17 protein-coding genes are annotated in these 24,624 nt (G+C 46.5%); 4 read left to right on the forward strand and 13 right to left on the reverse strand.

Features of this window, described 5'->3' with window-relative positions; genetic code table 11:
* Positions 1 to 190: 190 nt before the first annotated feature.
* The 7 genes from QUA77_RS18575 to QUA77_RS18605 form a co-directional block, all read right to left on the reverse strand.
* Positions 191 to 445: a hypothetical protein gene (locus QUA77_RS18575; protein ID WP_333036453.1), complete on the reverse strand. Its 255-nt coding sequence runs from the start codon at positions 443 to 445 to the stop codon at positions 191 to 193.
* A gap of 16 nt (positions 446 to 461) precedes the next feature.
* Positions 462 to 1,202 carry a pentapeptide repeat-containing protein gene (locus tag QUA77_RS18580; RefSeq protein WP_333451695.1) on the reverse strand — a complete coding sequence of 247 codons (741 nt, stop codon included), beginning with the start codon at positions 1,200 to 1,202 and terminating at the stop codon, positions 462 to 464.
* 66 nt (positions 1,203 to 1,268) lie between these two features.
* Positions 1,269 to 1,745, reverse strand: a complete 477-nt coding sequence (locus QUA77_RS18585; protein WP_333451696.1) for a chemotaxis protein CheW — start codon at positions 1,743 to 1,745, stop codon at positions 1,269 to 1,271.
* Positions 1,746 to 1,943: 198 nt separating this feature from the next.
* Positions 1,944 to 4,802 (reverse strand): hybrid sensor histidine kinase/response regulator, encoded by a 2,859-nt coding sequence (locus tag QUA77_RS18590; RefSeq protein WP_333451698.1) that lies wholly within the window; start codon positions 4,800 to 4,802, stop codon positions 1,944 to 1,946.
* A gap of 259 nt (positions 4,803 to 5,061) precedes the next feature.
* A complete protein-coding gene (locus tag QUA77_RS18595) occupies positions 5,062 to 10,854 on the reverse strand; it encodes a PAS domain S-box protein (RefSeq protein ID WP_333451700.1) in 5,793 nt (1,930 codons plus the stop codon).
* Between the two features lie 90 nt (positions 10,855 to 10,944).
* Positions 10,945 to 11,448 (reverse strand): chemotaxis protein CheW, encoded by a 504-nt coding sequence (locus QUA77_RS18600; protein WP_333036443.1) that lies wholly within the window; start codon positions 11,446 to 11,448, stop codon positions 10,945 to 10,947.
* Between the two features lie 257 nt (positions 11,449 to 11,705).
* Positions 11,706 to 12,071, reverse strand: coding sequence for a response regulator (locus QUA77_RS18605; RefSeq protein WP_333036442.1), 366 nt, complete (start codon positions 12,069 to 12,071; stop codon positions 11,706 to 11,708).
* Between the two features lie 930 nt (positions 12,072 to 13,001).
* Here QUA77_RS18605 and QUA77_RS18610 point away from each other — a divergent pair.
* Both QUA77_RS18610 and QUA77_RS18615 read left to right on the forward strand, forming a co-directional pair.
* On the forward strand, positions 13,002 to 13,736 hold the full coding sequence (locus QUA77_RS18610) for a phosphoadenylyl-sulfate reductase (RefSeq protein WP_333036441.1): 735 nt from the start codon (positions 13,002 to 13,004) through the stop codon (positions 13,734 to 13,736).
* 307 nt (positions 13,737 to 14,043) lie between these two features.
* A complete protein-coding gene (locus QUA77_RS18615; protein ID WP_333451703.1) occupies positions 14,044 to 15,021 on the forward strand; it encodes a class II fructose-bisphosphate aldolase in 978 nt (325 codons plus the stop codon).
* 53 nt (positions 15,022 to 15,074) lie between these two features.
* Here the strand turns inward: QUA77_RS18615 and QUA77_RS29375 are convergent, their stop codons facing one another.
* Both QUA77_RS29375 and QUA77_RS29380 read right to left on the reverse strand, forming a co-directional pair.
* The gene (locus tag QUA77_RS29375) at positions 15,075 to 15,500 is read right to left on the reverse strand and encodes a Uma2 family endonuclease (RefSeq protein ID WP_445302088.1); all 426 of its coding nucleotides are present in this window, start codon (positions 15,498 to 15,500) and stop codon (positions 15,075 to 15,077) included.
* Positions 15,501 to 15,557: 57 nt separating this feature from the next.
* Entirely contained in the window at positions 15,558 to 15,914 is a 357-nt protein-coding gene (locus QUA77_RS29380) for a hypothetical protein (RefSeq protein ID WP_445302089.1), read from the reverse strand.
* 162 nt (positions 15,915 to 16,076) lie between these two features.
* Between QUA77_RS29380 and QUA77_RS18625 the strand changes: the two genes are divergently transcribed.
* On the forward strand, positions 16,077 to 18,287 hold the full coding sequence (locus QUA77_RS18625; protein WP_333451705.1) for a Tex family protein: 2,211 nt from the start codon (positions 16,077 to 16,079) through the stop codon (positions 18,285 to 18,287).
* 527 nt (positions 18,288 to 18,814) lie between these two features.
* Here the strand turns inward: QUA77_RS18625 and QUA77_RS18630 are convergent.
* Positions 18,815 to 20,293: an amidase gene (locus tag QUA77_RS18630; RefSeq protein WP_333036438.1), complete on the reverse strand. Its 1,479-nt coding sequence runs from the start codon at positions 20,291 to 20,293 to the stop codon at positions 18,815 to 18,817.
* Positions 20,294 to 20,646: 353 nt separating this feature from the next.
* Here QUA77_RS18630 and QUA77_RS18635 point away from each other — a divergent pair, with 353 nt between their 5' ends.
* Positions 20,647 to 21,900, forward strand: coding sequence for an S-layer homology domain-containing protein (locus QUA77_RS18635; protein WP_333451707.1), 1,254 nt, complete (start codon positions 20,647 to 20,649; stop codon positions 21,898 to 21,900).
* Positions 21,901 to 22,026: 126 nt separating this feature from the next.
* Here QUA77_RS18635 and QUA77_RS18640 read toward each other — a convergent pair whose 3' ends face one another.
* The 3 genes from QUA77_RS18640 to QUA77_RS18650 all read right to left on the reverse strand — a co-directional run bounded on the left by QUA77_RS18640 (position 22,027) and on the right by QUA77_RS18650 (position 24,333).
* Positions 22,027 to 22,536 (reverse strand): pentapeptide repeat-containing protein, encoded by a 510-nt coding sequence (locus tag QUA77_RS18640; RefSeq protein WP_333036435.1) that lies wholly within the window; start codon positions 22,534 to 22,536, stop codon positions 22,027 to 22,029.
* Between the two features lie 85 nt (positions 22,537 to 22,621).
* Positions 22,622 to 23,839 (reverse strand): LCP family protein, encoded by a 1,218-nt coding sequence (locus QUA77_RS18645; protein ID WP_333451709.1) that lies wholly within the window; start codon positions 23,837 to 23,839, stop codon positions 22,622 to 22,624.
* 146 nt (positions 23,840 to 23,985) lie between these two features.
* Positions 23,986 to 24,333 carry a DUF6717 family protein gene (locus QUA77_RS18650; protein WP_015175132.1) on the reverse strand — a complete coding sequence of 116 codons (348 nt, stop codon included), beginning with the start codon at positions 24,331 to 24,333 and terminating at the stop codon, positions 23,986 to 23,988.
* Positions 24,334 to 24,624: the final 291 nt, after the last annotated feature.

The following is a 24,624-nucleotide window of genomic DNA, read 5'->3' on the forward strand; positions in this document are numbered from 1 at the left end:
TGTTCGTAATTCATATTATTCAGCTAATTTTTTCTTTTATTTTACTAGAGCGCTCGCACTTTCGCAAGAGGTCTATTGGATAAGCTCATCAAGGACTGGCTGAATATCGGTTTGAATTTGGCGATACTTTTTAGCGAGTCCTTTGAGGCGACGTTTGAAGAGTACCGTGAATGTGACTTGGACTGACATATCAGACATTGATACCGTCCCAGAGTTCCGATATGGGAAAGGTTTGTCCCGCTTTGGCTTGGTGGAGGGAGGCTTTCAGATCGGCGAGGATTTGCTCGTTGGAGTCGGTATCTGAGTCAAAATCTGAGTCGAAGTCTGGGGCGATCGCGGATTGTGTCCGACTGGTCAAAAATTCCAGAAATGCCAGCGTTTGCTCTAAAAGTGGCTCAGGAGTCCGTTCGATCGCTTCGAGAAGGCGTTGTTTAATCGGCGACATAAGACTACCTCTATTATTATTGATTTTTTCGACCGTCTGGCATTGTGGTGCCGGCCATACTTGCTCGATCGATACTAGCGCCATCTATATTAGCATTGCGGAGGTTGGCATCGGAAAGATTGGCATCTCTCAAGTCGGAAAATCGCAGGTCTGCACCGTCTAGATTTGTCTTTGTCAAGTTAGCTTTTCTGAGGTTAGCGTTGCTGATTCTCGCTCCTACTAATTCGGCTCCGCTTAAGTTTGTGCGAGCTAGATTGGTGTTGACAAAATCTGAGATCTCGAAGCGACTACCGCTGAGGTTGGCATCTGATAAATCTGCTCCTGTAAGGATGGGATTTTTTAAGTTAATGTTAACTAATTTTACGGCGCGGAGGTCGCAGCGGGAGCAGCTTTGAGTTAGCAGCAGCATTTCGACGTTGGCGTTGATTTGGTCGATTTGTTGCTGGGAGAAATTTTCGGCAAATTCTGGGGAGACGTAGCCGAGGTTTTTGGGGTCGGCTGGTTTTGGTTGGGGTGTTTGTATTGGGGGTGTTTGGATTTGTTGGGGTGTTTGGATTTGTTGGGGTGTTTGTGGTTGGGGTGTTGGGATTGATTGGGGTGTTGGGATTGTTTGGGGTGTTGGGATTGGTTGGGGTGTTGGGATTGGTTGGGGTGTTTCTATTTGCCCGATCGCACTTAGTTGCAGCCCCACCTTCGGCAAATCGAGAGTTGCTGCAAAAATTAGTAGGGCGATCGACATTATGGTGAGTTTTTTCATAAATCTATAACTTTTTGTTTGCGAAAATACCATTTATATGGTATAATACCTCGAAAAGTGAAAACCCTACATTTCGCTAAATAAATCAAAATTTAGATAAAAAACTTCGGAACCATCAGGTGCGCGAATTAACTTTTCTATTACCGGAGGCAGTTGTTGTTGACGGTACAATTCGGGAATCTCGCAGAAGCTTTCTTCGGTAATTTCCAAAATTTTTGGCATCTCAGGAAGGGGAATCCCTAACCGATCGCTTTTATTTAAGGTACAAATAATCAGGTATTTGCAGTCAGCAATGCTCGGACTGCTGGGAAATATTTTGGATAAATTAATTAGGGTAATCAGTTCTTCTTGATGCCGCAGTAGACTATTACCGTTCGGTAAAAGACCGTAGGCCTTAAAGTTTTTAACAATGCGCTCCACTCGTTCGATAGGAACAGCATAGTAAATATTTCCCAGTTCAAAGGAAACAAATTTTTTAGGGGCAATTCTAACAGTGGCTTGTTTCTTGCTCCGAAAGCGGCGATTGTAATTGGCGTGAGTCATTCGATTTTAGATTTTAGATTAAGAATTATTGGATTTTAGATTTTAGATTGAGGATTATTGGATTTTAGATTTTAGATTATTCGACTTGAGTAGGTGAGTCGGGTGCGTAGTTCCCACTCTTATTTGCGTATTCAATTACTTTTGACCTAAGTTTTGTTTGACATTAGGGATTATTTGATGGAAATTTGAGATTATGGATTAAATTATTGATTGGTGGATTAATTTGGGAATAGCTTGTAAAAGTTGGGCTTCGCTGTAAGGTTTGGTGAAGTATTGATTTGCGCCTAATTCCATTGCCATTTGCCGATGTTTTTCCCCGCTACGGGATGTCAGCATGGCTACGGGAATCTTAGCAAACCGCTCAGTCGATCTGATCGATCGCAACAATTCAAATCCATCCATCCGAGGCATTTCAATATCCACGATCGCCAAACTGCAATCAAGACCATTTTGCAACTTTTCCAGGGCATCCACACCGTCTTTAGCCTGTACCACCTGGTAGCGAGCACGAGTCAGCGTCATAGACAGCAACTGGCGAATTGTATAGGAATCATCCACTACTAAAATCTGCGGTGACTTACTCGAACTCGGCGTTATCTCCTGCACTTTACCGGAGACAGCGGCGATCGAACTATTTACCCCAGGTTGGCCCACCAAATCGTCCACATCCAGAATATTCACCACGCGCCCGTCCCCCAAAATCGTAGTCCCCAAAACGCCGCGAGGCTTGGAGAGAGGCGGTGGCAAAGGTTTAACCACTATTTCCTGCTGACCGATCAGCCGTTCTACGGCCACCGCCAGCATTCCTTCGGTAGAAGCCAAAACCAGGACGGGAATTTCGTCTTGGGTCAAAGGGTCAGGAGAGGGGGCATCCGGCCCGACGACGCTGTATTCGAGCAAATCTTGCATCCTCACCAAACGAATAAATTCCTCCCGCCACCACAGCATCGGCTGATTGCCGGCAATGTGAACTTCCGAGGCTTTAATGTGCAGAATTTCCTCGACTGCATCCAGCGGCACTGCTATTTTATTGTGATCGGTCTTCACCATCAAAGCATCAGTAATCGACAGCAGCAGTGGCAGTTTAATAATAAAACTCGTACCTTTTCCCAGGCGAGAGTCTACCTTCACAGTCCCCCGCACAGTCCGCAAATTTGTTCGCACCACGTCGAGCCCGACTCCCCGCCCCGAAAGGTCGCTGACCCCTTCTGCAGTGCTGAAACCCGGCCAAAACAGAAAATCGTAGAGTTCGGCAATGGAAAATTCTTGAGCTTGTTCCTCCGTCGCCAAACCCTTTGTGACAACTTTACGGCGAATCATTTCCGGGTCAATGCCTTTGCCGTCATCGGCGACAGTAATAATCGTTTGGCCACCTTGGTGGCGGGCTTCTATTTCAATTTGACCGCTGGCGGGCTTGCCACTTGCTTTCCGAACTTCGGGCATTTCGATACCGTGGTCGAAAGCGTTTCTCACTAAGTGTATTAAGGGATCGCGCAAAGCGTCGAGCAAACTTTCGTCAATTTTGGTGTCTCTTCCCACTAGCAGCAGGTTGACATCTTTATCGTATGTGAGGCACATTTCCCGGAGCGCTCTGGGCAAGTGATCGACGGCGCGACTGAAACTCACGACTCGCAACTGCATGACGCGGCTGCGTAGTTGTTCGGTAATGCGGCGCAGTTGGTCGGTACTGCGCTCGAATTTCATCGCTAAGGTGTCTAATTTGGTGGCGGAGTGAGAAATTGCTTGGGCAGTTTCGATGACTTCTGCGGCTGTCGAGTGGAACTCTGTATAACGATCCATCTCTAAGATATCGAAGTGAGCATGAACCGGAGAGGATTTGCCGTTAGCAATCATGGGGAATTCAGTTTCTGCTGCTGCAAGTTTTCCGAATCCAGAGTTCCCGTTTCCCCCTCTCCACTCTGCAAAAGTCAGTCTGTCGTATTCTTCTCGCAACTGACCGCCGAATTGGTTTAAATCTACGATATTGCGGCGGATGCGCTTGACTTCGCCACGCAGTTCGGATTCTTGAAGTTCTAAATTTGTACGGTTGATGACTAATTCTCCGACTAGATTCACTAATTCTGTCAAGCGTTCCAAGTCTACCCGGATGGTCGGTCTTTGCGGGTTGGAGACTGTGAGAGTCGGGGAGTCGGGGAGAGTCGGGGAGGGAGAGGGAGAGTCGGGGAGGGAGAGGGAGGGGGAGGGGGAGATTTCCGGGGATGGCGGGGAGTCGGAGAGTGGGGGGGAGTCGGGGGGAGTCGGGGAGGGGGAGATGTCGGGGATGTCGATCGCCCTTCCTTCCAATATTTGTTGGCGTGCGGTTTGCAAGTTTTGGGCGATCGCCCAACCCTCGGATTGCAACCGTTGTAGAGTCAAGTCGGGAGAGTCGATCAAAGCGCTGAGGGCTGCGGCGATTTTCCCAAATTCCGGCAATAGCAGCATTCCAGCCAAACCGGAGAGTTGGTAGTAAACCTGGTTGAGGGCGGTGACACTTTTTGCCAAATCTGCCTCGGAAGCTTGGGAAAGCTCCGTTTCTAGGCGATTGAAGAGTGCCGGCACTTGCTGTTCAAAAATCAGTTTCAGGGTGTCGGGGGCGGGCGATTGGCTGGCTGCGGGGACTGGCGGCTGTTCAGACTCGCCGTACTTGGCCTGGAACTGGGCGAAAATTTGGGCGATCGCCTCCAAGTTTTCCGTTTGATCCGGAGTTGTGACATCGGAGTGTTGAACTGATTCGATCGTAATCTTTTTGAGAGCATCCACCCCCTGCAGCAAAACACTCACAGTAGTCGGTTCCAGAGCCGACAAGTCTGTGCGATCGCGCAAAATGACAAAACAGTCCTCCAGCGTGTGAGCCGCCGCCGATACGTTTTGAAAGCCCAACATCGAACCCGCACCTTTAATCGAGTGCGCCGCCCGAAACATTTCTTTAACTGCCGCTTGTCGCTCTTTCAAACCCGCAGCTTCCATCGCCAGCAGATTCGTCTCCATTGACTGGAGAAACTCTTCGCATTCTGCGGTAAAAGCATCTATTAATTCGTTTAAATCGTCATCATTCATATTAGTCTGTTGTCTGTTGTCTGTTGACTGTTGACTGTTGGCAGTTAACAGTTGTCGGTTGGCAGTTTTTTTATATATGTGTCCAGTTATTTAACTGTAATTGTTGCCAGGGTGGGTTCACGATTATTTATAACTTCGCATTCAGAAAAGTTGTCAACCCGCCCCGGCAACAACGATAGTTATTAGTGATTCGTATAACAGTCAACCGTCAACTGTTAACAGTCAACCGTCAACTGTTAACTGTTAACAGTCAACTGAACTAACTGCGGAAATTCGCCACAGACTTTTGCAATTGGCCCAAAGAACCAGACAGCTCGTCCAAAGATGCTTTGACATCCGCACCTTTTTGTGCAGTCGTATTCGCAATCTCATTGACTTGCTGCATACTGTTAGCAATTCCCTCAGCCGAAACAGTTTGCTTGGCAGATGCGCTAGTAATATTCTGCACCAAAGCATTCATTTCTCGACTAACTTCGATGATGGCATTGAGGTGAGTTTTAGCTTCGCTTGCCAGCTTAGTGCCTTCCACTACCTCCAGCGTCCCGGATTCCATTGCCTTCATCACGCGGCTGATTTCTTCTTGAATTGTACCGACAATTTCGGAGATTTCCTCCGTAGCGCCGGCGGATCTTTCTGCTAATTTCCGCACTTCTTCGGCAACAACTGCAAAGCCTAAACCTTGTTCGCCGGCTCGCGCCGCCTCAATAGTAGCATTCAGAGCTAATAAATTAGTTTGCGAAGCAAGTTGAGAAATCGAAGTTACAATTTTGCCAATTTGCTGCGAAGATTCGCCCAAACGCTTCATCATTTTCGAGGTAGAGGCGATCGTCAACCGGAGCCCGTTAATGCCTTCGACAGCTCGATCGACCGCCATACCGCCGACTTCAGCCGTTTGAGAAGACTGCTGGGCGACTGTTTCGGCACGCACCGAAACATCTCGCACGTCGCGGATCGAATTCACAATCCGCTCAATTTCGCGCATGATAGCAGATATTTTTGCTGCTTGAATTTCTGCCTGTTGGGTGAGTTGACTGGTATTGGTAATTGACTCGTCGGTGGCAGATGTTACCTGTTCGGCTAAAGTTTGAATTCCCGTTACCACTTTCCGCAGAGAACCGATTAAGAAGTTGAAAGAGTCGGCGACAGCACCTAAAACGTCGTTAGTCACTTCCGCCCTGACTGTCAAGTCGCCTTGAGCAGCCCCTTTAATTTCTCCCAACAATTTAAGGACTTGCTGCGTCAGAGAATCAGCTTCAGCTTTGCGTTCGGCGGCCAATTTTTCTAGTCGTTCTTCTGCTTCTTTGCGCTCGGTGATGTCAAAGCGAATGGCGATATATTTGACTATTGTGCCGCTGGTATCAAAGATGGGGGAGATCGTTGAATATACCCAGTAAAACGAGCCATCTTTGCGTCGGTTTTTGATTTCCCCTTGCCACACCAAACCGCGAGAAAGTGTCACCCACATTTCTTCAAAAAATGATTTGGGATGGTAGCCGGAATTGATGAGGCGGTGGTTGCGGTGCAGGAGTTCTCCCATGCTGTAACCGGAGATTTCAATGAATCTGTCGTTGACGTAGGTAATCATGCCTTGGACATCAGTTTCGCTGACGATGGCCGATTCGTCTAGGGCATTCTGCCGAGTTTTGAGTTCTTGCAGCAAGCGTTCCTGTGCCTCTGCCAACTGCTGCATTCGCTGCTGAGATGCTCTTTGTTCAGTGACGTTGCGGCAAACTACTACGCCGCCTTTAAGCGCCCCCGTTTCGTCTTTGAGTGGCCGGCCGTTAATTTTCACCCACAGGCCTTCTGGCTTGCCTGCGTGGCGGGTGAAAAGGTCTACGTCGTCAACGGCTTCTCCTCGAACCGTGCGCGCTAAAGGTATGTCGGCTGGGGGGTAGGGAGTTACCGTATCGGGCAAGAATAAACCATATTTTGCCGACCATTCGTTGAGAACAGCATCTGTCGCACCCATGCCAAAGATATCTTCGGCGGCGGGGTTGAACAAAAGAAAATTGCCTTTTTCGTCGGCAGCAATTATGCCGTCGCCAATGCTGTCTATTAGCAGTTGCAAGAGATTGCTTTGCTGTCGAAATTGGTCTTCGGAACTGGCTAATTGAGCTGTTGCTTTTTCCAGTTGCACCATCGCCTGTTTGCTTTCGGTAACGTCGCGAGCGACTGCATACATGAGCTTTTGTTCGGTTTCAGGTCGCACTTTCCACGACAGCCATCTGTAGGAACCGTCTTTGCAGCGGTAGCGATTTTCAAAGAACTTTATTTCTGTGCCCTCGGTTATTCTTTTTGCTGCGGCTATGCTTTCTTCGCGATCGTCTGGATGGAGAAAATTGAGAAAAGATTGGTCTTTCACTTCTTCTAGGCTGTAGCCTAGGGTTGTTTGCCAAGCGGGATTGAGGCGCTTGAATTTGCCTTCAAAATCTATAATACAAACCAAGTCTAGGGAAAGGGTAAAAAATCGATCGCGCTCTTCTTCTGCTTTTTTGCGATCGGTAATTTCGATCGCCACAGCCCCGATACCTATCGGTTTGCCGTCAGGGCCGGGCAAAGGAAAGTATGACGCCAGCCAATCTCGCAGGACGCCCGGTTCGTTGAAGAATGATCCCGATACCTCAACGTTTAACAACGGTTGGTTGGTGGCGAGAATCTGCTGCAACATCGGCACTTGGGTATCGCTCATTTCGGGTATAACTTCCCTCACCGTCTTACCGAAGTGTTCGGCAACTGAGACGCCGGTGGTTGCCGCTAATTTCTCGTTGACTTGCACGAAGCGCAACTGCTCGTCAAAAATACACATTGAGGTGGGGGCGGCTGTGAAAAATGCGTCAAAGCGGCTTTGACGCAAAAGTAATTCTCGTTCTAGGGCTTTGCGATCGCTGATGTCACGGCCTTCTGGAATTAGCATCAAGACTTTGCCACTGTCGTCTGTGATGGGTTTGATGGAGAAGTCAACGGTCGCCACTGCACCGTTGGCAACCAGCACATCCACTTCGTAACGGACTACCTCGCCGGCTGCGGCAAGGGCGATCGCTTCTTGTATCTGTTGCTTGGTTTCCGGGGAAATCTGCCACCACAGGGTTTCGGAAAACGGAGTGCCTATTATTTCTTCGCTCCGCAGGCCTGCGGCGGCCAAGGCTGTTTGGTTGGCTTCCAAAACGGTGCCGTCCGGTTTGAGGAGACCTATGAATTGGAAAGATTGGTCGAAAATGGCTCGGAAGAGTCTTTCACGATCGCGCAGCATCTCTTCTGCGCGTTTGCGATCGCTGATGTCGCGACTAACTGTAGCTAGCCCCATAGGCTCGCCCGTTTCTGGGTTGTTGACGGTAAATAGGGTGAAGTCAACCGGAAAGTTTTCGCCGGTTTGAAAGTTCCGCAAGCGGAATTCGCCCTGCCAAAAACCGTCTCGCACAGTAGCCGGCAGGATTTCTTCTTTGAAAAGATTAACATCTTCTGCTGAGAAGAAGTCATAAACGCTTTTGCTTTTTACTTCTTCAATATTTGGCAATCCTGCTAGTTTCATTCCCGCGACATTCAGGTATGTTGCCTCTCCCTCTAGGGTAGCCGTGCCGATAAAATCAGAGCTACTTTCTACGAGCGAAATCAATCTTTGTTTTTCTATTTCGGCTTGCTTGCGAGCCGTGATGTCGTTGTTAGTTTCTAAAATAGCTTTGGGTTTACCATGTTCGTCTCGCTGCAAATTCCAGCGGCTAAATACGGTAATTTTGGCATCATAATTTGTGGTGTGAATTACTTCTCCTTCCCAATAATCCTGCTCTTCTAACTGTGCCGAAATAGCTGCGAAAGGCTGGGGAAAAATGGTGTGCAATAGAGTATGGGTGACTTTTCCCAAGGCTGCTTTTTTTGTCCAGCCGTACATCCGTTCGGCTCCCTGACTCCAATAATTAATCGTGCCGTCTATATCCCGAACGATCAAGGCGTCGCTGGCAAGGTCGAGCATTTGTAAGTTCTGCTGCAATGCTTCTTCTGCGCGCTTGCGTTCTGTAATGTTGCGGGCGATCGTTGAGACAAATTCAACTTCTGAATTCTCGGATTTGTGGGCAACAATTACTTGAGAAACTGGTATTTCTTCGCCGTCTAAACTCTGCCAAACTGTCTCGCCACTCCACGCCCCGTCTCGGCAAGCTGCGGGGATGCCGACTTTCACAATAGTGTCGATACTTTTGGGGGATGTCAGGTCAGAAATGCTGATTCCGGTTAAATCTGCGTCGTCGCCAACTCCCAACATTTCTCTGGCTGCGCGGTTGAGATAAATGGCGCGCTGTTGGGAGTCGGCGATGCCTACCCAGTCTGTTGTGGTTTCTAAAATTGCTTTGAACCGCAATAGTTCTTTTTCCGATTTGCGACGCTCTGTGATGTCGCGCGCCATGCCGAGCATTCCTAAAATATTGCCTTCTGCATCTTTGAGGGGCAATTTCTGGGTGTCGAAGCTGTGTACTTTGCCGTCGGCTAAGGTGGCTAAGTCGTTGGAACCGGGGGCGAGGTGGTTGCCGGCCCGGAAGTTTTGGATTTGGTTCTCGGAATCGGTTTGGGCGTGGAAGTTGGGGAAGATGCGATCAACCGATATGCCGATTTCTGCGTCGTCTTTGCCGATAATTTCTGCTTGAGTTTTGCCGAATGCGGCGGCGAAACCTGCATTGACTAGGGTGTAGCGCAAGTTTCGATCTTTGACGAAAATGCAGTCTGGCGTAGCGTCAATGACTGTACGCAGCAAGTTTTGGGAGCTTTCTGCTTCGGCGAGTGTGTGCCGCAGTTGTTCTTCCATTTCCACGCGATTGGTGATATCTCTAATCGCGCAAACGAGAAATTGTCTGCCGTCGGCATCTACAAAGGTAGATTTTTTGGCGGAGACAAAGCGGGTGTTTCCTGCTGGATCTGTGATGGTTTTTTGGATTTCGGTGCTGGTATTTGTCGAGAAAACTAATTCGTCTTTTTCTCGATATGTCTCTGCTTCCTCTTTGGGCAAAAACTGGTCGTAGGATTGGCCAATTAGTTCTTCTCTGCTATGACCTATGTATTGACAAAAGGCATCATTTAATATGATCCAACGGTGCTGTTGGTCTTTGACATAAATCGGGTCGGGGATGCTGTTGAGGATGTTGTTTAAGAATTGTTCTGAGGATTTTAATTGCTCTTGTACTGCGGTGCGATCGCGAATTTCCTGTTCCATTTGTGCGTTAGTTTGCAGGAGCTGCTCGGTTCTTTCATTCACTCGCTGCTCTAGTTCTGCAGTTAGCTGCTGCAATGCGGCTTCTGCCTTTTTGCGCTGGGTAATGTCGCGGCCTTCGGCGAGGATTTGAAATATTTCTCCTGTTGCATTTAACAGCGGCTTAAACGACACGTCCATTACTGTCACATGGTTATTGGGGCCGATGATTTCGTATTCTTCACGGACAAAATTACCGGCCGAAACTTGTTGAATGTTCGCTTTTAGGCGCTGCTGGTTGGTTGGAGTTGAGGCCCACCAAGGTGTCAGCCAAAATTTCATCCCCAGCACTTCTGATGCTGGGAAATCGCCCACTTCTAGCGCTGTCTGATTTGCTTCGAGCACAGTACCGTCTGGCTCCAATAATGTGATCGCTTGAAAAGCTTGGTCGAAAATTGCGTGAAATCGCTGGTTAGTTTCGCTCAGTGCTTGTTCTGTTTCTTTTTTAGCGTTAAGGATGCGGGTAGAACCTACTAAGAATCCGTAGCGGTTGGACAAACTCAAAAAAACGAGCGCCGCCATTACAGTGATCCAATCGAACACAGTTTGTGCCACTGGAGAGTGGGGCAGCCCTAGGTATTCGGCGGCGTGGCCGCTGTGGCCGAAAGCGCAGGTCCAAAATATGGCTGCTGTGGCTGTGGCGAAGATGTCCAACCCGAATTGACGGTTTCGCCACAAACCTAAGCTGATTATCCAGGCGATGGCAAAGTAACACACACAAATGATGCAATTAGCAGCTCCAGCTAGCACCGATTGGGAGAAGTCAGGCAACGTCAGGGTTAAAGTCGTTGCGATCAAGGTATAGAGAATTTTGATCATAAAATTAAGGATGGGCAAATCGGATGCGGGCGATCGTTAGTTAAAATTATTGATGGAAAGCAGTTGTAGACTTACCTGTATGGTTGCTTTTTACCAGCGTTCGGAATGGGCGATCGCTTCTACATCGACAATCATTAGCAAACGTCCTTCGGAATTGTACAGACCTTTTAAGAATGGAGCTAGGTCGGGACTGACATCTAGTGCTGAGACAATGCGATCGGGATTGAGAGGTAAAACTCCTTCGACGCGGGAGACGGCTAATCCCAGGCTGATTCTCGACAACAATCTCACGTCTCGTGGATCGGGGGCTTCTACAACTAAGATGCGGCTGTTTGGGTGGTGGATGTCAACCGACTCAATACCGACGAACAGTCCGAAGTCTGCTGCTGCTAAGATTTCGCCCCGCAAGTTGGTTAATCCCAGCAAAAATGGCAGGGTGTTGGGAACCAGGGAAATCGGTTGTTCCTTGAGGGAAAGGACTTCCCGCACTGCCTCTAAGTCTATAGCGAACAGACTGCCTCCTTGACCGAACAGGAGAAATTGCTTTGTTCCACTTGTCTGATTCCCCCCAGCGGGGGAAGCCGTTATTTTCATGGCTTATTTTTAGTTTATAGTGTAGCTTACAAATTAGAATTTTGCTTAGACCCTAAACTCGATCGCCGATCGAGTTTTTCAGGATAACTTTGGGTGCCTCAAATGTTTCCGTTAAATAAATCTCGGCTGGGCAAATAAGCAGATTTTTATCATTAAACATAAACTTTTATGGAATTCAAAAACCCAGTTTATTAAAAAAAAACGGGGTTTATCGGTATAATATTTTTGGGAAAGCTGGCGATCACTTTATATTCGGACTACGCCGAAAGCAGACGCTGCACTATGTGGACCAGTTGCTGAGGTTCAAAGGGTTTGCTAACGTAAGCGTCGGCGCCTAAATCAGTTCCCCAAGCTTTATCGATCTCGGTGTTTTTATGAGTACAAAATACTACGGGCAATTTGGCCGTTGCGCGATCGCCCCGCAATTCTCTGATCACTTCAAACCCGTTCATTCGTGGCATCACTACATCTAAAACGACCAAAGCCGGAGGAGTTTTGCGGATCATGGCGATCGCTTCTTCGCCGTCGCCTGCCCGCATCACATCCAGTCCCGCATCTTGAAGAATGCGGCAGATGATTTCTAGTTCGGTCTTAACGTCGTCCACTACTAAAATTTTTGACATAATTCCACACTTCCTTGCTGTTGTTGACAGCGGACTACGTTTATTCAGAAGCTGGCGCGACCGGCGGCGATGGGACTATACCGCTTTGCGGACAAATTAATGTACTTCCAAATACAATATAGCCGATCGCATGGCTGAAGGTTAGCTGTCAGTGATTAAAAACGATAAAAATTTACTTTGCTAACGGAATCGGTCTGAATAAATTAATCGGTAAGTGGTAATTGATTATTGGTAATTCGCTGTGTTGAAACCAACAGCTCTTATGAGAAAGAGCGACTGGGGTACCAAAGCGGGATTTTCTACGTATTTTTTTGAGATTTGTTCCCAATTATCTAGTTCAGCGCATTGCCTAAGTCGTGCTGGTTAAGTTATTTCATTGGTCCAAATAACAGCCCTTGAAAAGTAGCTAGGGCGCAGTTAATACTGGTACTGATATAAAAATTTTAACTTAATATACAGCACTATATTGCTGAGTTGTCGCTATTATTGAATTAATAATTAATGCCAAAATTGAGGATGGTAACAATGACATTTAAAGAATTTTATTGTCTGTAATTTATAATTTTGGGGGAAAATAAACTGACCGCGCTGCAGTCCCATTTTACCCAGTAGAGAAGTGTGGGTTTCACTAAAACTACTACCAGAAGGCGACTACCATCCTTGAGCTTGATTGTGGGCCCAGCCGAAAAGACTGCTGCAAGATGCGGTCAATCGATTTTAGATTTTAGATTTTAGGTTTCAGAATTGAAGAAGCGCTCACACTGATAAATTCGGGGCGGGTGATGAGCAGTCGGAGCTTTTTTCTCGCTTCACGGATGAATCCGGGGGCCCCGGACGACATTGCTTGATTGTCAAATTAGTCGGTGAGAGAGAGACGGCGATCGGCTATAATAAAGGGCTAGAGGAAAAGAACACCGAAAACCCGAAAATATGGTTGCCATCCAAAGAAATCTCAACATTGCCGCGCTAGAAGCAGAATACAGTCAAAAAACACCGCGAGACATTCTCAAATTTGCCCTAGAAAATTTTGACAATATCTCAATTTCTTTCAGCGGGGCTGAAGATGTAGTTCTGATTGATCTTGCCTCAAAAATTACCAAGAATTTCCGCGTTTTCACCCTAGACACCGGACGATTGCACTCGGAAACTTATCAGTTTTTGGATCAAGTCAGAAAACATTACGGCATTAAATTAGAAGTAATGTTTCCCGATGCAGCAGAAGTACAAGCCCTAGTAGAAGAAAAGGGATTGTTTAGTTTTTATCAAGACGGTCACAAAGAATGCTGCGGCGTGCGGAAAGTCAAGCCGCTGCGCCGCAAACTGAATACTCTCGATGCTTGGATTACTGGTCAGCGGAAAGACCAAAGTCCCAGTACCCGCAACGGTATTCCGGTCATTGAAGTTGACACTGCATTCTCAACTCCTGACCATGAATTAATTAAATTCAACCCCTTAGCAAACTGGTCTTCAGCAGAGGTTTGGGAATACATTCGCGCTTTGGATGTGCCTTACAACAAGTTGCACGAACGGGGTTTTGTAAGTATTGGTTGCGAACCTTGTACGAAGCCGGTATTGCCGAACCAACACGAACGCGAAGGTCGCTGGTGGTGGGAAGAAGCGACCGTAAAAGAATGCGGTTTGCACGCTGGTAACGCCCAAAAATAGTAAATCACTTAAGGAGTAAGGTGCAGCGCACCAAACAAATAGTAGGGTGCGCTAGGCGCACCTTACCCAATAATAAATGCACTTCACAACATAAATCGTAGCCGAAGAATTCGCAATTAAAATAAACACAAATTAAGCTGAGCTTGCCCTTGAACTTTGATAGAACGATCGACATTCAGAATAAATGCTAGCGGAAGAATTCGCAATTAAAATAAACACAAATTAAGCTGAGTTTGCCATAGATCTTTGATAGAATGATCGACATAGAATGATCGACATTCACAAAAGTTTTTAAAGTAGGTACTATATGCTCGCCTCAACTAGCGAATTGCTGAACACGGCTTTGAGAAATGGTTATGCGATCGGCGCTTTTAACGTCTACAACCTCGAAGGAGTAAAAGCCGTCATCAATGCGGCCGAAGCGCTGCACAGCCCTGCTATACTGCAACTTCACCCCAGCGCCCTCCAATACGGACAATCGCCTTTAGTCGCGCTGTGCATCAAAGCCGCCCGCAAATCTTTAGTGCCGATCGCAGTACACTTAGATCACAGCACCTCAGAAAAAGACATTCACCTGGGCCTAGCTGCGGGCATTAAATCAATTATGGCAGACGGTTCTTTTTTGCCATACGAACAAAACTTAATATTTAGCCGGGAAATGACTAAATTAGCCCACGCTAACGGTGCGGCAGTGGAAGCAGAAATCGGCAGAATTAGTGGCAGGGAAGACGGTTTGACAATCGATGAGAAAGCCGCAAGGATGACCGATCCCGTAGCAGCAGTAGAGTTTATCAAAGAAACTAAGGTGGATTTTTTAGCCGTAACAATTGGTAACGTTCACGGCAAATATTTAAGCGAACCAAAACTAGATTTTCCGCGTCTGGTAAAAATCAGGGCTGCTGTTTCAGTGCCGTTAGTGATGCACGGTGCTAGCGGTTTGCCGGAATCAATGATTCATCAATGTATTGAATTCGGAGTATCGAAATTTAATGTGAATACAGAAGTTCGCGAAGCTTATATGGACGTGTTAAAAAGTAGCATTTCTGAGGCAAATCCGGATTTGTTGGAAATAATGGAAAAATCTATCAATGCCATGCGATGGGTCATTTCTGACAAACTGCAACTTTTCGGTTCTGTCGGTAAAGCTCATTTGCATCACTCTCCCTACGCGGATGACTTAACCGCAAAGAGTACCAGCAACAAACAAACAAGCCACAACAAATCAAGTTTTGATCAAATGTTAAAGCCTGTGTATAGTGAGGCTTTCAGTCTTCTTGTGAAGTAAAAAAACAAAAGTCCTGACTGCGAACCCGTTTTTAGTCAGGACTTCAGTCTTCTCTAACTGTTTAAAAATCGATCGGGATCGATGCCAGATTCCCGCAGCCGCCGAATTAAAGATTGCAATTGAGCTTCTGCTGACTCGGCCCGCTGACGCTGCTGTTCCGCTTCAGTCAGAATCCAATTGCCATCAATATCATACCAGCGCAACCAAAGTCGATCGATTCCCTGAAACTCTCCTTGCCACAAACCCAAGCCCAAACTTAGATCAGCAATCCACACTCGCGACTCTGGCAATTCTAATTCTTGATAGTGTCCGCCCTTCAATTCAAACACTCGCAATTTGTTAGTATAGCGACTGAAAACGGCATAAATAGGAACCCGCAAAAGTTGCTCGTAAACCTCCCATTTTCTCGGCGGTTCCTCCTTCGTCTCCGGCTCCAAAACTTGCCCGTTACCCGCAGTGTTTCCCGACTGAGGTGGCAACTTTTCCTCCTCGGTATTGTCGCCTAAATCTTCTTTTTCTGTTCCCGGCGAAACCAGTTATACAATTACAAAAGGATTCACCCCTTCCTGCCAAGTAACGTAACTCATCCGCAGTTCGGAGCGATCGTAAAGTCGGGGAACTCCCACAACTGCAAACCAATCCGGTCGCTTGTGCCACAGAGTGTGATTCACGTCATAATAAAGGTTCATGTCGGTGCCGCTAAATATCTCAGAAGCTGGATAATTCCGAGGTCGAAACGTCAGACTCAACAACTGCGGCTGCAAATCGTGAAATTCGTCCCGCAAACCAGGTTCCTCCGGGTCTTCGCTGGGTAAATCATACATTGTCGGCAGCGTTTCTCTGGGCGATCGCGGCGGATCGGTTTGCGGCACAAGATATTTAAAAGGCAACATATAATATTGAGAAATGACTGCATTTATGCTAACATCATTTTAATACTTGCAGGACGAGCGCCAACACCCTGTAAAACGTTTATTTCAAACTTTTCTTCCTCTATTTGGTGAAGTAAATCTTACCTCTCAAATCTCAAATCGACTGAGCTGAAATTCTGCACTATGATCGACATTCCTCAACTGATTGCTCAAGAACTTTCCATTAATCTGTCTCAAGTCAATAATGCTCTGGAACTTTTCGCCGAGGGAGCAACTATTCCGTTTATTGCCCGCTACCGCAAAGAACGCACGGATTTGCTGAATGAAATTCAGTTGCGGGACATCTCCGATCGCTTCACGTATCTGACGGAAATTGAAGAGCGCAAAAAATCGATTTTAGAGACGATTAGCTCTCAGGGGAAACTCACGGAAGAACTGCAAGCTAAAATCGAATCGTGTTTGCAAAAGAACGAACTCGAAGACCTTTATCTGCCTTACAAACCCAAGCGGCGGACGCGAGCCACAATTGCTAGGGAAAAAGGCTTGGAACCGCTGGCGAATTTTATCAAAGGTCTGAATTTACCGACGGCTAAACTAGCAGATTTTGAGGCGGAAGCATCTAAATATATTTCGGAAGAAAAGGGAGTGAAAACAGCAGAAGAAGCTCTCAAAGGTGCTGCAGATATTTTGGCGGAAGCGGTTTCGGAAAAAGCCGAATTGCGGGCTTATTTGCGAGAGTTTTTGATGAAAACAGGAGTTTTTGTCTCGAAAATTAAAGATGATTTCCCTGAAGGAAGCACTAAATTTGAAATGTACCGCAATTACCAAGTTGCAGCGAGAAGCGTTCAATCGCACAATATGTTAGCGCTGTTTCGGGGGGAAACGGAAGGGGTTTTAGATTTGGAACTGGCTTTTGATGAATCCGCAGTGATGGCTTATTTGGAAGCTCAGGAAATTAGAACTAGGATACCGGAAGTTAAAGAGTTTTATCGATCGACTTTGAAGGATGCCTTCAACCGACTGATGAGGACTTCGTTAATTACAGAAGTACGATCGCACAACAAAGCCGTCGCTGATATCGAGTCCATTGCCACTTTTGAAACCAACCTCCGCGAGTTGCTGCTGTCGGCCCCAGCGGGAATGAAACCCACATTGGCGATCGATCCGGGATTTCGCACGGGGTGCAAAGTTTCCGCCCTCGATGAAACCGGACAATTTTTAGAATATCAAGCAATTTTCCCCCACCAATCGGCCGCCCAGAGACAGCAAGCTGGTAAAATTGTCAAGCATTTAATTGAAAAGTATAAAATTGAATTAATCGCGATCGGCAACGGTACAGCTTCCCGTGAAACAGACGAATTTGTTTCGGAAGTTTTGGCAGAAATGGACAGGAAACCGATTAAAGTCATGGTGAATGAATCCGGTGCATCGATTTATTCAGCAAGCGAAGTGGCGATCGCCGAATTTCCAGACCTCGACATCACCGTCCGCGGTGCAGTCAGCATCGGACGGCGCTTGCAAGACCCCCTCGCCGAACTCGTGAAAATCGACCCGAAATCAATAGGAGTCGGTCAATACCAGCACGACGTTGACCAAAAATTGCTCAAAAAGAAACTCGACGAAACAGTCGAAAGCTGCGTTAATTATGTGGGAGTTGATTTAAACACAGCTTCCAAAGAACTGCTGACATTTGTGTCAGGAATGACGGCAACAGTTGCCAAAAATATCGTCAATTACCGCAACGAAAACGGCGCATTTAAAAATCGCCGTCAACTTCTGAAAGTTCCCAAACTCGGGCCAAAAGCTTTTGAACAAGCAGCCGGGTTTCTCCGCATTCGCGGCGGCGAAAACCCCCTGGACAATACAGCAGTTCATCCCGAAAGTTATCCTGTCGTGCAAGCGATCGCCAAGGATTTAGACTTGCCGCTGACAGGAATAACACAAATATCGGAAAAAATCAAGACTGTAAATATCAAGAAATATGTCACTGAAAAAGTGGGTGAACCAACACTTCGAGACATTATTTCCGAACTAGAAAAACCGGGAAGAGACCCGCGCGCCGAGTTTAAATATGCCACTTTCCAAGCAGGAATCAAAGAAATCTCCGACTTGCAAGTTGGGATGGAATTAGAAGGCATAATCACGAATGTAGCTAACTTTGGAGCCTTTGTTGATGTGGGAGTGCACCAAGATGGTTTGGTTCACGTTTCTCAATTAGCCGATCGCTTTGTAGATGACCCCAAACAGATTGTTAAAGTCGGACAAGTTGTGAAAGTGCGGGTTTTGGAGGTGAATGAGAAGTTAAAGCGGGTTAGTTTGACAATGAAGCTGCAAGAAAAACCGCAACCGCAAAATGGCAATAGCGCGAGGCTTCCGGCCCCGCGCCGTCGTTAAAACTGTGGGGGAAAGCTGAAAAAGGGCGATCGAACCGCGAAGACGCCTTCGGCGAAGCCGTTCCCGTAGGGTAGGACGCGAAGGAAGAGAACAGAAGAAGAAGCTGGTAATTGCTATTTTTTCTTGCTGGTTTTCCAAGTGCCGCCGTAGAAGTACAAAGGATTGTTTTCACTTACCGATTCCCAACATTTAAGAGATAAAAATACGAACTTGCTCAAAATGTTGGGTGCGATCGCTCTCTCTAGGTAAACTCAACTTAAAAAAACAGAGACAGTTCTTCTCAAACCGCTTTGTCCGTAAATCCTGTTAATGGCAGATACAAGGTAGTCATTACACATCAGTAACAATCAATTAGGGTGCGTCAGCTAGGATTATTTTGATTACCAACTAATAATCTAACAACTGACGCACCCCCGCAAAAAACTGTGGGTTAAATTAATACTTTCCGTGCCAATTAAAAATCTCAAACCTGACGCACGCTACCACAAGAGTAAACATTGACCATCAAGTGAAACTTGAGAAAATGCTCAGTAACCAGGTGGGTGTTGCAAGCTACCAACCACTTTGTCAATCTCAGTCGCGATCGCCAACAACTCCATTTCGCACCACCGCTTACCAACAATTTGCATTCCAATCGGTAAACCATTTTGAGTTTGTCCAATAGGAATTACCACCGCAGGATGTCCACTAAGATTAGAAGGCATGGTGTAAGCCCCGTTGGCCACTGCATAAGGATAGGATCTGCCATCAATGTCAACGGCACTCCAAGCGGGACGGTGAGTAAACGCAGTGGTTGCCGCAACTGGATAAAGCCATACATCCCACGGTTCTAATGCCTCATCTATATGGGCAGTGAAGCGATCGCGCTGTGTGAGTGCCTCGAAATATCCTTTCAAACTTGGATTCAATATCTCAGGTAGGAATCTGCTGAAATCTCCCAATTTTCGGAGTTCCTTGTCGCCTTGGGTTGCGGTGCGGAAGATTAACTCTAAACTACGACGCACGTTATATCTATCCTGCGGTTGAGCATAGATAGTAAGGTACATTGACATCCGCCCATAGAGATTCAATATTTTGGAAAGGTCAAAGTCTTTGGGAAGCCAGCGTTCGGTTTGGACACCTGCGTGAGAGAGTGTCTGGACGATCGACTCCATAGCTGCTCGAATTTCCGAAGCAACCGGAACTTCGGCCCATTCAGCCGTCCAAGCGATTTTGAGATGCTGCAAAGGCTTGCCAGAGGGTCGATCGAGCGGCATCGGCGGGACATCGGGGCGTCGCAGATCCGCGCCTGCAATTAACGAAAAACAAAGCCGGATATCTTCGATTGATCGAGCAAAACACCCCACTGTCATCATTTGCCGAATAGACAGTGGCATTCCCGGCACTTCAGGAATCTGCCCTGCTGTAGAAATACGGCGATCTGTCGGCTTTAAACCATATATGCCGCAGAAATGAGCGGGTTGACGCACCGAACCCCCGAAATCGTTGCCCAAATCTAACGGTGAAAGTCCGGCGGCGACAGCCGCGGCACTTCCTCCAGAACTGCCACCTGGTGTGTAGTCAAGATGCCAAGGATTATTCACCCGTGGAAACAGAGAATTTGTGCTTTGATAATCGGCTGCTAGTTCCGCCATGTTGGTTTTTCCCATGATGACAGCACCTGCTGCCCGCAATCTCGCAACAGCAGTTGCATCCTGTTGAGGCACATAATCTTTGAGGGGAATATAGCCTGCTGTGGTGCGGAGTCCGGCTGTTTCAAAAATGTCTTTAATCGTGATGGGAACCCCATGCAAAGCACCCCAGTTTTCTCCTCTGGTTAGGGCTTCATCCGCAAGTTTTGCTCTAGTACGGGCATTGTCTTCATCCAGCGTACAAATGGCGTTTAATTGCGAGTTGTGTTTGGCGATTTGAGTAAGGTAAGCGTCGAGAACTTCGACGGCAGAGACTTCGCGATCGCGAATCATTCGCGCTAGCTGATGGGCAGAGGCAAACGTCAAGCTACTCATAAGCAACAAACAGGTATTTCTCGATCGAGTCAATTATATTCACTTTTAGTTAATATAGTTAACTAATATCAAACGCCTTTCGGCTTTGTCCCTAAATCCTGTTAATTGCAGACACAAGGTAGATAAGGGAGATAAGCAACATAAGGATTTTAAGGAATTTAAGCATTTTAAAATCCCACACTAAGAATAAAAATATTTATTTTAAAAGACCGTATCTTCCCCGCACGAAAAATAAAACAATTCAATAATGATTACATAACTGAGGGAAAGAGCAAGTTTGGGCAGAATAAATCCGCCTCTTAAAAGCTTAGTTCTCCTCAATAAAAAAATTGTGTAAATTGGAGAATCAAAAAATGTCTGTATTACATCGCATCAAAGCCAGTACATCTGTTTTATTAACACTGGGAACAGTTGCCGGAACCGCAGCGCCGATGCTAGCTCCCGCGCCTTCTTTTGCTCAGACAGCTTTTTCGGATGTTAATAATAACTACTGGGCAAAAGACTTTATTCAAGATTTGTCAGAAAGAGGAATTATCAAAGGATTTCCCGATGGTAGTTTTCGCCCGGATGCACCGGTAACGCGGGCTGAATTCGCGGCAATGATCCGTTCTGTGAAAAAGGCAAAAACCCGCGCTGCTGTAAGGTTTGCCGATGTTCCGTCTAATTTTTGGGCAAGCGGGGCGATCGCCGAAGCTTACGAAATGGGATGGATGTCTGGCTATCCCGGCAATGTTTTCAGGCCGACACAGCAGATTCCTCGCGTTCAAGTTGTAGTCGCTTTAAATAACGGCATGGGCTATGAGCCTAAGTGCGATTTTCAAGATGTTCTCAGCTACTATAATGATGCGGGTGAGATTCAAAGTTATGCTGTCAAAAGCGTGGCTGCTGCTACTGAAAAACAGTTGGTTGTCAGCTATCCCAGTCCTAAATCTCTCAAACCCAACAAGTCAGCAACGCGAGCTGAAGTAGCTGCTTTTATCTATCAAACATTAGTGAGTACCAATCAAGCAAGAGCAATTAATTCTCCTTACATTGCTAAGATTGATGTTAGCGAATCTGTTGCTGTGCAAATTCCTAGGGGGGTGACTATCCCAATCGAATATGCAAAAGGCAAGATTTTGCTCGGCCCCAATGACAAGTCTCCGATTACGCTGACTGTTGCTTCGGATATCACGGGCAATAATGGCCAAGTGCTGATACCGGAAGGCTCGAAAATTAGTGGCGAATTGCGATCGACTGCTTCGGGCGTTCAGTTTGTGGCTCAAGAATTAAGTATCATCAACGGCAGCAGAGTGCCTCTCAATGCCACTTCGCAAGTGATTACTAGGAAAGAAACTGTTACCAAGGGCGTTAATGTTGGTAATCTGGTTAAGAATACGGCGTTGGGTGCAGCAGCAGCGGCGGCGATCGCAGGTGTTACGGGCGATCGGGCGATCGCGACTGAAGAGGTGCTCGGCGGTGCGGGAATTGGGACTTTGATCGGAGTATTTTTGGGTCGAGATAAAGTCGATTTGTATGCTGTTAATCCTGACACCGATTTAGATTTGCTTCTGAATTCCGATTTGGTAGTTGGTACTGCCAGCACAGACATTTGTAGCGCTCGATAGAGCCAATACTTGGAAATTTCCTCAAACCCCTCGCCTTGCAGGAGAGGGGCTTTAATTTGTGTATTTCACTTCCCTACAAGTGCATCTAATCAAATAATTAGCCAGGGATTTTTTTAGTGTGAATTTCTACGGACATCCCAAACTGTCTCGGGTAGACACTCCCGTCACGGGATTGACACCATCTGCTTTCTCGCACAGGATACTCACTTGATAAGCGTCGATAATCGCGTCAGTAAAATCAGCCCCGGAAATTGCAGCATCAAAAAACCGAGTTCGAGTCATAATTGCCTCGGAAAAATTAGCATTTGTCAAATTAGCGCCGTCGAATGTAACTCTATCCGCCAAAGCACCGGAGAGGTTAGCACCTGACAAGTTGGCATTCAGCAAAACTCCCTTAGTCAAAATTGCATTAGTTAAATCAGCACCTTGAAAATTTGTTCCCCGCATTTCAGCAGCGACAAATGTTCCCCCCGCTAAATCCGAGTTTGAAAAATCGCGATCGGACAAATTAATATTTGTGTAATTAATACTTGTTTTCGGCAGGGCAAATGCCGGAGTAGCACTCAGCAGCACCCACGCACAAGCCAACACTAAACTTAAAACCAGGCTCAGAACAATTCGGAAAACACTTTTCATGATGAGGGGAATGGGGAATTGGGCATAGTTGACTGTTGACTGTTACCTGTTGACGCTTAACTGCTGACTAATGACTAATGACTAATTAAAATCGCTTTACCCAATCTTCGCCGACGCGAAGCGTCAAGTCAGAATTGATTTCACCGGTAGAAGAGGCTTCAATTTTACCGCCGCCTAGCTCTTTTCGCAGTAAATTCGCTGCCTCTAAATCTCCTTGCTGAACAATAATTTGACTTTGACGCTGCTTCTCCGGCGAATCCTGCACTACAGATACATTAAAAAAGCCCTTTTTTGTGAGAAAGTCAGCAACATTTTTTGCGGTTGTCGCTTTGTTAGAAGCATTTTGGACAGCTATTTTGAGGTTTTTGGGCAAAACGGACTCGGTTGGGTTGCGAAATCGTCCTTGTGCAAAATCCGGCACGCCCGGGTTTAAATATTGTGTCATAATGCGATCGAGCCCCATCGCATCTACAATCCAATAACTCCTCAAATCGGCTTGTTCTGAACTAGAACTTCCCGGCAACATTACCATTTTAAAATTCTCTCGATCCAATTGCAAACCGAAATTTGCCAGCGTCAATATTTCCTCATAATTTAGGTTTGTATCCACATATTTTTGCATCAATCGCACAATTTGTGGCAAGCGCACCAATACTGATGGACTTGCGAGGCGATCGCGAATAGCTTGAATTAAAGATTGCTGCCGCTGAATGCGGCCGATATCTCCTAAACCGTCGTTGCGAAATCTAGCAAATTGTTCTGCTTGTTCTCCGTTGAGAGTTTGCCATCCCTTAGCTAAGTTTATTTTTAACTTTTGAGCGGTATCTGTATAGGACATTGGTCGAGGTACAAATACCTCTACTCCGCCTAACAAATCCACTAATTCCCGAAACGCACTGCTGCTGACTCGCACGTATCGTTCAATTTTCGTATTGTTCAGCATACTGCTAACCAATCGCGTCGCCAAAGCTGCTCCTCCTCTAGCATTGGCTTCGCTAATTTTGCTGAAGCTAATTCCGGGAACTTCGACTTTAGTATCTCGTGGAACTGAAAGCAAACTAATAGATTTATCTCTAGGATCGAGGTGTAATAAGAGTATTGTATCGCTGCGACCGTTAAATATCTTAGGGCCATTGGCTGCAGCTTCCGGCACGCGGTCAATTCCCAATATCAAGATATTAACGGGCCGCGATAGGCGGTATCCAGAGCGGTTGGAGGATAGATAGTCAAAGCCAGTCGCCTCTAATACTCTATTGATAATTGGCGGTTCCACGGGAGCTAACAGGGCAGTAATTGCCCCCATTGTGGCCGAGATGGCGGCTGTGAAAACCAAGAAAAATAGCCCCACTATATATAGGAAGAATTTAGGCTTTTTTCGAGATGTTTTATCGACTCGTTCAACAAAGTTTCTTTTAAAAATTGACAAGTTTTTCATTGACTTGCTGTTGGTTATTGCAGTTTTTCAGCTTTGCAGTAAAACTTGGGCGGTGCTTCGGGAAAGTATTTGAACATAGCCGGACACAGCCAGCCTTCGAGATTTTTCGATTCCCACCGATACCAGTTACCGCCGTATTCTGCTTTCAACCACAGCATTTCTGCTTGATATCCGGGAAATGGATTGGCTGAAAATAAAAGTCGGAAACCTTGAGCGGCATTGGGAATGTCTGCGACAAGCGCGTTAATCATTTCGGGGACGCCCTGAACAAATGGTTCTCGGACAAGTCCGACTCGCTCGTCGTCAAAAACCCAGGTGTACTGTTCGCGATAGGGGTAAATTACCATCATGGCATTGGACATGGTATTCGCCTCTTTTCATTTCCTTTGTTTTGTTTGCAAAAATGCAAGTGTGGATACATTATATTCTGTTGCGCGGAAGTTGTGCGCTATCCGCTTTGACCAGCCTGTTTTAACTTAGGAATTTTTCCGGGTTATTTAAAAATTTTATTCGGTTTGGGTGGATGGGCGAAGTTGAGGGCGATGGGGTTTTAGAGCAATTTTTTTTGAGTATTTTTTGTGAGGTAAAAAGTAGCAAAATTAAATAGGAATAAAGGTGATTAATTGCAGGATTTTTCCTCTTATTTTGCTTAT

Source organism: Microcoleus sp. K5-D4 (assembly GCF_036704575.1).
GTDB lineage: Bacteria > Cyanobacteriota > Cyanobacteriia > Cyanobacteriales > Microcoleaceae > Microcoleus.

What these genes read in the sequence shown, in the direction of transcription:
- QUA77_RS18635 (WP_333451707.1), top strand. Translation starts at nt 20,647, where the DNA reads ATGTCTGTATTACATCGCATCAAAGCCAGTACATCTGTTTTATTAACA.
- QUA77_RS18590 (WP_333451698.1), bottom strand. Translation starts at nt 4,802, where the DNA reads ATGAATGATGACGATTTAAACGAATTAATAGATGCTTTTACCGCAGAA.
- QUA77_RS18640 (WP_333036435.1), bottom strand. Translation starts at nt 22,536, where the DNA reads ATGAAAAGTGTTTTCCGAATTGTTCTGAGCCTGGTTTTAAGTTTAGTG.
- QUA77_RS18605 (WP_333036442.1), bottom strand. Translation starts at nt 12,071, where the DNA reads ATGTCAAAAATTTTAGTAGTGGACGACGTTAAGACCGAACTAGAAATC.
- QUA77_RS18575 (WP_333036453.1), bottom strand. Translation starts at nt 445, where the DNA reads ATGTCGCCGATTAAACAACGCCTTCTCGAAGCGATCGAACGGACTCCT.
- QUA77_RS18615 (WP_333451703.1), top strand. Translation starts at nt 14,044, where the DNA reads ATGCTCGCCTCAACTAGCGAATTGCTGAACACGGCTTTGAGAAATGGT.
- QUA77_RS18595 (WP_333451700.1), bottom strand. Translation starts at nt 10,854, where the DNA reads ATGATCAAAATTCTCTATACCTTGATCGCAACGACTTTAACCCTGACG.
- QUA77_RS18630 (WP_333036438.1), bottom strand. Translation starts at nt 20,293, where the DNA reads ATGAGTAGCTTGACGTTTGCCTCTGCCCATCAGCTAGCGCGAATGATT.
- QUA77_RS18580 (WP_333451695.1), bottom strand. Translation starts at nt 1,202, where the DNA reads ATGAAAAAACTCACCATAATGTCGATCGCCCTACTAATTTTTGCAGCA.
- QUA77_RS29380 (WP_445302089.1), bottom strand. Translation starts at nt 15,914, where the DNA reads ATGTTGCCTTTTAAATATCTTGTGCCGCAAACCGATCCGCCGCGATCG.
- QUA77_RS18600 (WP_333036443.1), bottom strand. Translation starts at nt 11,448, where the DNA reads ATGAAAATAACGGCTTCCCCCGCTGGGGGGAATCAGACAAGTGGAACA.
- QUA77_RS18650 (WP_015175132.1), bottom strand. Translation starts at nt 24,333, where the DNA reads ATGTCCAATGCCATGATGGTAATTTACCCCTATCGCGAACAGTACACC.
- QUA77_RS18625 (WP_333451705.1), top strand. Translation starts at nt 16,077, where the DNA reads ATGATCGACATTCCTCAACTGATTGCTCAAGAACTTTCCATTAATCTG.
- QUA77_RS18610 (WP_333036441.1), top strand. Translation starts at nt 13,002, where the DNA reads ATGGTTGCCATCCAAAGAAATCTCAACATTGCCGCGCTAGAAGCAGAA.
- QUA77_RS18645 (WP_333451709.1), bottom strand. Translation starts at nt 23,839, where the DNA reads ATGGGGGCAATTACTGCCCTGTTAGCTCCCGTGGAACCGCCAATTATC.
- QUA77_RS18585 (WP_333451696.1), bottom strand. Translation starts at nt 1,745, where the DNA reads ATGACTCACGCCAATTACAATCGCCGCTTTCGGAGCAAGAAACAAGCC.